Here is a 5,159-nt window from a genome sequence, read left to right as displayed (position 1 = left end):
GGACCCAACAGGGTCACCAGCCGGTGCTGCGCGAGGGCGCTGCGGACCGCCTCCCGTTCGGCGCCGCGCCCGATGAACTCGGTACGCGGGTCGGGCAGCCCGGCCAGCCGACTCGCCGGCGTGCGGCCGCCCGAAGGCGGTACGGCGAGTGCCGCGAGCGCGAACCGGTCGGCGACGGCGTACTTGCGCAGCAGTGACGAGACGTGGCTTTCCACCGTACGCACCGAGATGAACAGTTTCTCGGCGATCTCGGCGTTCGACAGGTGCAGCCCCACCAGGGCGAGAACCTCCGCCTCCCGCCTGGAGGGCCGGTCGATGGCTGGCGAGGACACACCCCATTGTCCCGCACCCCGGCCCGGGACCTCCGTACCGGTTTTCCGTACCCGGATCCGTGGCGGTACGGATGTCCGCCGGCTTCGCCGACGGCAGGCTGATCCACGTGAACGCAGCCGGTGACGAGGCCGGCCGGACGAGAGGACCCGCTACCGTGACCGACCCGAACGCCGCGCCCGCCCGGAAGGTGATCGCGACCACGCTCAGTTCCGGTGTTGTCATCCTGTGCTACCGGCCGGTGACGAAGCGGTAGGGCGGGCGCACGACATGACCTATCCCCCACCGCGGTACCTCGGTGCCACGGGTGAGACGACCGCGACGTACCGTCCGGCCGACACTTCGCCCGAACTGCGCTTCGCCAACGGCGGCGCGGCACACTACCTGGCCACCGGCGGCACCACGAACAGGCACTTCGGGCTCTACCGCTGGGAGATGGGCCCGACACCGAGCGGCCCGGCGCCGCACTTCCACCGCGGCATCTCCGAGTCGTTCTACATCCTCACCGGCTCGGTGCGGATCTACGACGGCAGGCGCTGGATCGACACCGGCCCCGGTGACTTCGTCCACGTGCCGGAGGGCGGGGTGCACGCGTTCCGCAACGAGTCCGGCCTTCCGGCGTCGATGTTGCTGCACTTCGCGCCGGGTGCGCCACGGGAGGGCTACTTCGAGGGGCTGGTGGGGCTGGCGGAGCTGAGCGACGAGGAACGCACCGAGTTCTTCCTCCGCCACGACACCCACTGGCTGTGACCATCCGCACCGGCACCGCGTACGGCGGGGTGATCGACGTCGACCACCCCGCCGACAGACGATTCCCAAGATCGTCAAGATGCCACACCCGGAGCTGGTGCTATACGGTCGGGGGGTGAAAACCGAGCGCCACTGGTGGAACGGCAACCGCACCGTGCGGGGGCGTCGTGACGTGTACATCCGCACCGACGGTGAGTCCTGGGAGGTGGAGGCCCGGCTCGGCGGCGATGCCAGCCGGTCCAAGATCTACCCGTGCCCGGGTCGGCAGTCAGCGGAGATCCTGGCCCAGGCATGGATGGACGGGCAGAACCGGTGGCAGGTGGTGAGCCCCTGACCGGCACCACCTGTCGACTGCGGCGGGACCCGGGCCGTGGGGTCGAGTAGACTGACAGCACGGTCCGCCCAGCATGGCGACCGGGTTCGATGTCCGACGCCACGCGCCGCGACCGAGACGGTCAGCGCCGGGCGGGGCATCCCTTCGACGTTCGGAGCCTTCATGGCGGCACGCCGCCCACGCCAGACCACCTCGTCCGAGTCCCTCACCTTCGCCGACCTCGGCGTGCCCGACGCGCTGAACCGCGTACTGGCCGCCAGCGGGGTGCAGCGGCCGTTCCCGATCCAGGCCGCGACCCTGCCCGACGCGCTCGCCGGGCGGGACGTGCTCGGCCGGGGCCGCACCGGCTCGGGTAAGACCTACGCCTTCGTCCTGGCGGTGCTGACCCGCCTGGCGGCCACCCCCACGCCACGGCGGCCCGGCCGCCCGCGGGCGCTGATCCTCGCGCCCACCCGGGAACTGGCCACCCAGATCGACAGCGTGATGGCGCCGCTGGCGCAGGCGCTGTCGCTGCGCACGATGACCGTCTTCGGTGGCGTCGCCGCCCGGCCTCAGATCGCCGGGCTGCGCGCCGGCGTCGATGTCCTGGTGGCCTGCCCGGGGCGGCTCGCCGACCACGTCGAGACCGGCCACGCGATCCTGGACGGCGTCGAGATCACCGTGCTCGACGAGGCCGACCACATGGCCGACCTGGGCTTCCTGCCCACCGTACGCCGGCTGATGGAGCGGACTCCGCGCGACGGGCAGCGGCTGCTCTTCTCCGCCACCCTCGACGCCGGTGTCGACGTGCTGGTGCGACGCTTCCTCACCGATCCGGTCGTGCACAGCGTCGACTCGACGCTGTCGCCGGTCGCCGCGATGACACACCACGTCCTGCACGTGCAGACCGACGACCGGTTCGCCGTGCTCGTCGAGTTGACCGCCGCACCGGGCCGGACCGTGGTGTTCACCCGCACCAAGCGCGGCGCGAAGACCCTCACCCGTCGACTGGTCGCGGCCGGGGTGACCGCCGTCGAGCTGCACGGCAACCTGGCTCAGGGGGCCCGCACCAGGAACCTGCAGGCGTTCTCCGACGGTGCGGCGCACACGCTCGTCGCCACCGACATCGCCGCCCGGGGCATCCACATCGACGACGTGGCCCTCGTCGTGCACGCCGACCCGCCGGTGGAGCACAAGGCGTACCTGCACCGCTCGGGCCGCACCGCCCGGGCCGGCGCGGCCGGGACGGTCGTCACGCTGATGACCGACGGTCAGGTGCCCGAGGTGCGGGAGCTGACCCGCAAGGCGGGCATCACCGCCACCACCACCCGATTGCGCCCCGGTGACACGCTGCTCCGCGAACTCGCCCCGGGTGAGCGGACGCTGGTCCCCGCACCCACACCCACACCCGCACCGCGCGCCACCAGCACGCGGCGGGAGGCCCAGGGCACCAGCACGCGGCGGGAGACCCAGGCCGCCCAGGGTGGGCGGGGTCGACGCGGCGGCAATCCGACCCAGGCCGCAACGACCCGGTCCGCACCGACGCGATCCGGCGCGGCGGCCTTCTCCGCCCGGGCCCGGCCGAGCGCCCGTCGGGGCGTGCGCTGACCGCGACGCGACGGTGACTCGACGCGGGCCGGTCAGCGGCCCGTGTCGCAGCGGATCAGGCTGTTCGCGCGAGATAGGTCAGGACGGCGAGGACGCGACGGTGGCCGCTGTCGGTGACGGCGAGCCCCAGCTTGGCGAAGATGTTGCCGATGTGCTTGTGCACCGCGTTGTGGGTGATCACGAGCCGGTCGGCGATTGTGCTGTTGTCGTACCCCTGGGCCATCAGCGCGAGCACCTCGCGTTCGCGCGGGGTGAGTACGGCGATCGGGTCCCTGCGGTGGGCGAGCAGTTGGGCGATGACGTCGGTGTGAGGAGGTAGCCAACGCCGCCGTCGGTGGTGCCGAGCAGTTCGGCGGCGTACTGCTGCTCGACGTACTGCGACAGCACCATCGTCGCCACCAGCGGCGTCGCGGACCGCGCCACCGGACGTCCGCTACCGCCCGACGGGCGGTTCCGGATCGCCAGCACCCGCAAGACGATCGAAGCCACAGTCGTTCTGCAACTGGTCGCGGAGGGCCGACTGTCCCTCGAGGACACCCTCGAGCGGTGGCTACCCGGCGTGACGCGCGGCGTCGGTCACGACCGCCGCCGGATCACGGTGCGACACCTCCTGGCGAACACCAGTGGCCTGCACGACGACCTGCCCGGCTACACGACGCCCGAGGAGTACCTGGAACAGCGGTACGACATCCACACCCGCGAGCAACTGGTGACGCGGGCGATGACGCACCCGCTGGACTTTCCACCCGGGTGAGGCGTACGCCGGCCCCAGCAACGGATTCGGGCGGGCTCGGCGTGTGCCGAGCCCGCCCCAATCCAGTTACCTGATCAGCGTTGCAGGGTGAGCAGGCCCGGCCGGTACGGCAGCAGGCCGTAGTCACCGCCGGAGTTCGGCGCGCGACCCTGGTACAGCAGTTGCAGGTTGCACGGGTCCACCGTCATGGTCTGGTCGGCGTTGGTCCGGATCAACTCACCGTGGCTGATGTCGTTGGTCCAGGTCGCGCCGCTGTTGGCCTTGCCCGCGAACGGGTTGCTCTCGGTCGCGGCCTGCGGCGTCCACGTCCCACCCAGGCTGGTCGCGGTGAACGACCGGAAGTAACGACCCTGCGCACCGATCGCCTCGACCAGCATCAGGTACCGGTTCTGACCCGCGAGCTTGTAGACCTGAACCGCCTCGAACAGGTTGTTCGTGGTGTCGGTCATGATCGTGGTGTAGTTCGAACCGAAGCTGCCCGGGAAGTTACCGATCGGCATGCTGGCCCGGTAGATCCGACCGTTGTCACCGGCGAAGAACAGGTACATGTTCTGGTCGTCACCGATCAACGCCTGATCGATCGGCCCGGTGCCGGAACCAGAGATGCTCCCGCTGAACAACGTCTGATGCGCCGACCAACTGTTCACGTTCGTCGGATTGGTCGAGGTCCGGTACGAGAACGCCGGCCCACCCCACTGGTACGCCAACACCCAGATGTTGCGCGGCGCGAAGTAGAACAACGACGGCGCCACCGCCGAGAACGGCATCCTGTTCTGGCTCGCCGAACCCATCTGGTTCCAGTTGGAGAACAGCCCGAAGTTCATCGAACCCCAACTGGTGCCGGTGTCGTGCGTGGTGGCGTAGACCAGATGCTGACCGTTGTACGGCGCGTGCGTGAAGTCCTTCAGCGACACCCACCCCGCCGCCGGCTGCGCCAACGCACCCGACGACGACCACCGGTACGACGACGGAAGATTGCAGTTACCCGGCGGCGGCGTGGTCGGTCCGGTGGTGGGGCCCGTGGTCGGGCTGGTGGTCGGGCTGGTGGTTGGTGCCACCCCGCCGGTGCAGGTCACCCCGTTGACCGCGAAGTTGGTCGGGACGGGGTTGCTGCTGGTCCATGAGCCGTTGAAGCCGAACGAGGTGGAGCCGTTGGTCGGGATGTTGCCGTTGTAGCTGACGTTCCTTGCGGTGACCGCGGCGCCGCTCTGGGTCAGCGTCGTGTTCCACGCCTGCGTGACGGTCTGGCCGGCACCGAACGACCAGGTCAACGTCCAGCTGGTCAGTGGATCACCGAGGTTGGTGATGGTGACGTTGGCGCCGAAGCCGCCCTGCCACTGTGACGACACGGCGTAGTTCACCGAGCAGCCCGCAGCTGCCGCGCTGGCGGGCAATGCCACGGCG

Annotated in this window: 7 protein-coding genes; 4 read left to right on the top strand and 3 right to left on the bottom strand. The window is 70.4% G+C overall.

The window, feature by feature from the left end; all coding sequences use genetic code 11:
• Positions 1–332, bottom strand: a 332-nt coding sequence (locus C1I93_RS28135) for a response regulator transcription factor (protein ID WP_146603596.1), incomplete at its 3' end; no start/stop codon positions are given.
• 268 nt (positions 333–600) lie between these two features.
• Between C1I93_RS28135 and C1I93_RS28125 the strand changes: the two genes are divergently transcribed.
• From C1I93_RS28125 to C1I93_RS28115, 3 genes are all read left to right on the top strand, one after another.
• Positions 601–1,080, top strand: coding sequence for a cupin domain-containing protein (locus C1I93_RS28125; RefSeq protein ID WP_111246286.1), 480 nt, complete (start codon positions 601–603; stop codon positions 1,078–1,080).
• A gap of 115 nt (positions 1,081–1,195) precedes the next feature.
• Positions 1,196–1,414 (top strand): hypothetical protein, encoded by a 219-nt coding sequence (locus C1I93_RS28120; RefSeq protein WP_111246288.1) that lies wholly within the window; start codon positions 1,196–1,198, stop codon positions 1,412–1,414.
• A 162-nt stretch (positions 1,415–1,576) separates the two neighbouring features.
• Complete coding sequence (locus C1I93_RS28115) at positions 1,577–3,001, top strand: DEAD/DEAH box helicase (RefSeq protein ID WP_111246285.1); 1,425 nt, start codon at positions 1,577–1,579, stop codon at positions 2,999–3,001.
• A gap of 55 nt (positions 3,002–3,056) precedes the next feature.
• Here C1I93_RS28115 and C1I93_RS33345 read toward each other — a convergent pair whose 3' ends face one another.
• Positions 3,057–3,224 carry a LuxR C-terminal-related transcriptional regulator gene (locus tag C1I93_RS33345; RefSeq protein ID WP_249412247.1) on the bottom strand — a complete coding sequence of 56 codons (168 nt, stop codon included), beginning with the start codon at positions 3,222–3,224 and terminating at the stop codon, positions 3,057–3,059.
• Between the two features lie 111 nt (positions 3,225–3,335).
• Here C1I93_RS33345 and C1I93_RS28105 point away from each other — a divergent pair, with 111 nt between their 5' ends.
• Positions 3,336–3,755 (top strand): serine hydrolase domain-containing protein, encoded by a 420-nt coding sequence (locus C1I93_RS28105; RefSeq protein ID WP_111246284.1) that lies wholly within the window; start codon positions 3,336–3,338, stop codon positions 3,753–3,755.
• Between the two features lie 74 nt (positions 3,756–3,829).
• On the opposite strand, the gene C1I93_RS28100 is transcribed toward C1I93_RS28105, so the two are convergent.
• A partial coding sequence (locus C1I93_RS28100) for a glycoside hydrolase family 62 protein (RefSeq protein ID WP_111246283.1) occupies positions 3,830–5,159 on the bottom strand: 1,330 nt, incomplete at its 5' end.

It is taken from the genome of Micromonospora endophytica (assembly GCF_003236305.1).
Taxonomy (GTDB): Bacteria; Actinomycetota; Actinomycetes; order Mycobacteriales; family Micromonosporaceae; genus Micromonospora; species Micromonospora endophytica.
Note: the sequence above shows the minus strand (reverse complement) of the source record. Positions and strands in the feature narration are given on the sequence as shown.

Bases quoted from the DNA above. Each gene is read 5' to 3' on its own strand.
- C1I93_RS28125 (WP_111246286.1), top strand. From the start codon at position 601: ATGACCTATCCCCCACCGCGGTACCTCGGTGCCACGGGTGAGACGACC.
- C1I93_RS28115 (WP_111246285.1), top strand. From the start codon at position 1,577: ATGGCGGCACGCCGCCCACGCCAGACCACCTCGTCCGAGTCCCTCACC.
- C1I93_RS33345 (WP_249412247.1), bottom strand. From the start codon at position 3,224: ATGGCCCAGGGGTACGACAACAGCACAATCGCCGACCGGCTCGTGATC.